We start from the raw sequence: 3,578 nt of genomic DNA, 5'->3' as shown, positions 1-3,578 counted from the left end.
TAGGCATCAACCCCCAGACAATTTAGCCGGTTAAAATCTGCAAACAGCGCTCGATAACCCCTTGAGTTACAATTATCTTGATTTGACTGGACAGACTTGAATGCAACTCACTCCCGAACAATACAAAGAAAAAATGCAGCGCCGCAAGGTCATCCAAGAGGAACGTTTAGCCGAAAAAATCGCTGAAAAAGGTTTAATTATCGTTAATACCGGCGATGGCAAGGGAAAAACCACGGCAGCCCTCGGTATGGTTTTACGTTCCCTCGGTCATGGTTACAAAGTGGCGGTGGTACAATTCATCAAAGGTGCTTGGGAACCTGCCGAACAAAAGATTTTTAGTGTTTGGGGGGAACAAATCGAGTTTTATGCTATGGGGGAAGGTTTCACCTGGGAAACCCAAGATAGAGAAAGAGATATAGAGAAAGCCGAAGAAGCATGGCAAAAAGCCCTAACTTTTCTCGAAAATCCCCAATATCAATTAATTTTACTCGATGAGATCAATATCGCCCTTAAATTCGGTTATCTGGATATTCAGGAAGTTATCGCTGGTTTAGCCCGAAAACCCGCTAATTGCCACGTTATTCTCACTGGTAGAGGAGCTTTACCCGAATTAATCGAGATAGCGGATTTAGTCACGGAAATGAAGTTAATTAAACATCCCTTTCGTCAACAGGGAGTGAAAGCGCAACCCGGCATCGAATTTTAACTTAGTGTCAGCAGAATTCCCTCGCTTTTAGCGATGGGATGAATGCTGACCAACGTATAGACAATTCTCAAAAACCGATGCTCCGATGAACATATCTTGACCACTATTCCTTAAGCGATAAGCGAGCTTCGACGGGTCGTGTTGCAAGAAAAAGTATGGGTCTTAGGAACTAGGACGGATGCCGGGGTCGGGAAGGTAAGACTGGCTATCTTTCGAGGTAGAAAGCGCATCCCATTGAAGCAGGAAGCTCTCAACGACCTTGAGAGTAGTTCACCTAACTACTGCTTAAGCGTTGTACCGTCTCTCCCGACAATAATCGATGAGTTTCGGCGAGAAGATAGGGAATTTGATCAGCGTGGGGACTAGCGGCTAAACAGGCAGTTAAATCGAGTTTTTCCACCTCTTTTGCCTGTTGACCGGGGAACCAGTGACCCCCATTCCCCAAGAGATTGTATCGGGCCTTGGCAAAGTCAATCATATCGTAGGCGATAGCGAGATTGCGTAACCAGAGGATAGAACGAATATTGATGTGATTGGGGGTATTTTCCCAGCTAGGTAAACCCACAGACCAAGTTTTCACCCAATTATCGCCTAAACAGTTGATCATCTCCCCTTGCAATCTCTCGATAATTGGCGGTAAAATCTCCTCGGCTCGATCGAGTAAGGGTAAAGTTTTCAGGTGTTCATCAAAATCTCTGGCTCGCGCAGCACCGATACTAAGGGTATGGACGGTCGGATGACTGAGACAGAATAGGTTATTAAAAACCATCGGACTGAGAGGAAAACAGAGAGCCACGAGCTTAGGGGGAGGATTGTAGAGATGGCCGCCCTTATCGGAGGGACTAATGATAAAAACCCCCATATCGTGCTGTTTTGCCGCTTCTATGGCCGGCCAGTTATTCTGAAAAATATAGTACCAGTGCAAATTGAGGTAATCGTAACAATTTGTTGCAATAGTCTTGACAATTACATCAGTTGGTGCATTGGTCGAGAAACCGATAAAACGAACTTTTCCCTGTTGCTGTAATTTTTTCGCCTCTTGCCAACAACCGCCCTCGGCCATAGTGTCATCGAGAATTTCCTCGGTGTTGATGCCATGGATACCCAACAAATCCACATAATCTAACCGTAAAAATTGCAGGGATTGCTCAAAGTTACGGCGAAATTCCCGCACATCTTGACTAGGAGAAACTTTCGTCTGCACGATAATCTTGTCTCTGGGTAGTTGCGGCAAAATTTTGCCTAATTGCATCTCCGAAGTGCCGTAACCCCTAGCGGTTTCGATGTGATTAATCCCCACTTCTAGAGATTTATTGATGATTGCCTCTAAATTGCCTTGATTCTCGTCGGGAATTTGCGACATCGGCACATCCTGCCACTGAAATTGATAGCGCATTCCCCCACAGGAAAACACCGGCATTTGTAGATTAGTGCGACCGAAACGACGATACTGCATATATTCAGTTATCAGTTATTAGTGGGAAGTGAGGAGACCACTTCGTGCGCGTTGCGGGGGGAGAAGGGAGAGGGGTGATGGGGTTTTAGGGTTTTAGGGTTTTGGGGTATTAGTTGAAACTTCCCTATTTCCCCATTCTCCCATTCCCCCATTCCCTATCCCCTGTTCCCCGTTCCCTAAATTTAATCGGGTAAAGTAAGAATTTCGACACCGGTTTCGGTGACGGCGATGGTGTGTTCAAATTGGGCCGAAAGTTTACCATCTTTAGTAATAGCAGTCCAACCGTCTTTTAAAACAATATGTTGCCAGGTTCCCTCATTAATCATTGGTTCAATGGTGAATACCATGCCGGGGCGAATTTTTTTGCCCTTGCCACGAGTGCCGTAGTGGGGAACCTGCGGACCGGTGTGAAAAACATTACTGATACCATGACCGACAAAATCTCTAACCACCGAAAATCCTTCTCCTTCGGCATATTCTTGGATAGCCGCCCCGATATCGCCGATTTTACCCCCCGGCTGCACTGCATCTATGCCTCTTTGCAGACATTCTCTGGTAACTTCCACTAACTTTTTGGCCAAGGGGGAGGGAGTACCGACAAAGAAAGTGCGTGAGGTATCGCCGTGATAACCTTCTAAAATCGGGGTGACATCGATGTTAATAATATCGCCCTCTTTAAGGATTTGATTGGCGCTGGGGATGCCGTGACAGATGACCTCGTTAATGCTAGTACAGATAGACTTAGGGAAACCATGGTATCCTAGGGGCGCACTTTTCGCTCCCTGGGCGCAAGTCCAACGTTCTGCCTCATCATTGATTTCTAGGGTACTTACCCCCGGTTTGACCATATCTGCCAGATGGTCTAACAGTTTAGCCGCTAATCGTCCGGCTCGACGCATTTTTTCAATTTCCCGGGGAGAGAGTAAGGTGATGGTATCGTTGCCCATGAATTATCCGACTGTTAAGAAAGATTCTTGTTACATTTCTTATCCTAGCAAAATCGGGCAGCGTTATTGTTTAGGGGGGGAGACTTTTCAGTTATCAGTAAACAGTAAACAGTAATCTCTCTCAGGGGCTCTTCTGGTTTATGTGTGGAAACGCGGTCTATACTGATAGAATATCCGCAAAATAGCCCTAAAAGTCTTGCCCGATAAGCATTTCACGATTCCATAAGCAAAAATTATCACACAAAGTCGAGAAGAGCCAATCAGTGAACTGAAAACTCACATATGATAACTGATAACTGATAACTGATCACTGATAACTGATCACTGATCACTGATAACTGATAACTGATCACTGATAACTGATAACTGATAACTGATAACTGATAACTGATAACTGATAACTGATAACTGATAACTGATAACTGATAACTGATAACTGATAACTGATAACTGATAACTGATAACTGAT

General features: G+C 44.9%; 3 protein-coding genes. 1 reads left to right on the top strand and 2 read right to left on the bottom strand.

Annotation, left to right across the window (positions count from 1 at the left end; genetic code table 11):
- The first annotated feature begins 100 nt into the window (after positions 1 to 100).
- Entirely contained in the window at positions 101 to 706 is a 606-nt protein-coding gene (gene cobO / locus IM479_RS06625; protein ID WP_287078185.1) for a cob(I)yrinic acid a,c-diamide adenosyltransferase, read from the top strand.
- A 274-nt stretch (positions 707 to 980) separates the two neighbouring features.
- Here cobO and IM479_RS06620 read toward each other — a convergent pair whose 3' ends face one another.
- Both IM479_RS06620 and map read right to left on the bottom strand, forming a co-directional pair.
- Positions 981 to 2,162: an aldo/keto reductase gene (locus tag IM479_RS06620; protein WP_287687809.1), complete on the bottom strand. Its 1,182-nt coding sequence runs from the start codon at positions 2,160 to 2,162 to the stop codon at positions 981 to 983.
- A 182-nt stretch (positions 2,163 to 2,344) separates the two neighbouring features.
- A complete protein-coding gene (map, locus tag IM479_RS06615) occupies positions 2,345 to 3,109 on the bottom strand; it encodes a type I methionyl aminopeptidase (RefSeq protein WP_287077115.1) in 765 nt (254 codons plus the stop codon).
- Positions 3,110 to 3,578 lie beyond the last annotated feature (469 nt).

It is taken from the genome of Microcystis sp. M165S2 (assembly GCF_020245885.1).
GTDB lineage: Bacteria > Cyanobacteriota > Cyanobacteriia > Cyanobacteriales > Microcystaceae > Microcystis.
This window is presented reverse-complemented; position numbering and strand designations above follow the sequence as displayed.

Excerpts from the sequence above, each read along its gene's own strand:
- cobO (WP_287078185.1), top strand. The coding sequence starts at position 101 with ATGCAACTCACTCCCGAACAATACAAAGAAAAAATGCAGCGCCGCAAG.
- IM479_RS06620 (WP_287687809.1), bottom strand. The coding sequence starts at position 2,162 with ATGCAGTATCGTCGTTTCGGTCGCACTAATCTACAAATGCCGGTGTTT.
- map (WP_287077115.1), bottom strand. The coding sequence starts at position 3,109 with ATGGGCAACGATACCATCACCTTACTCTCTCCCCGGGAAATTGAAAAA.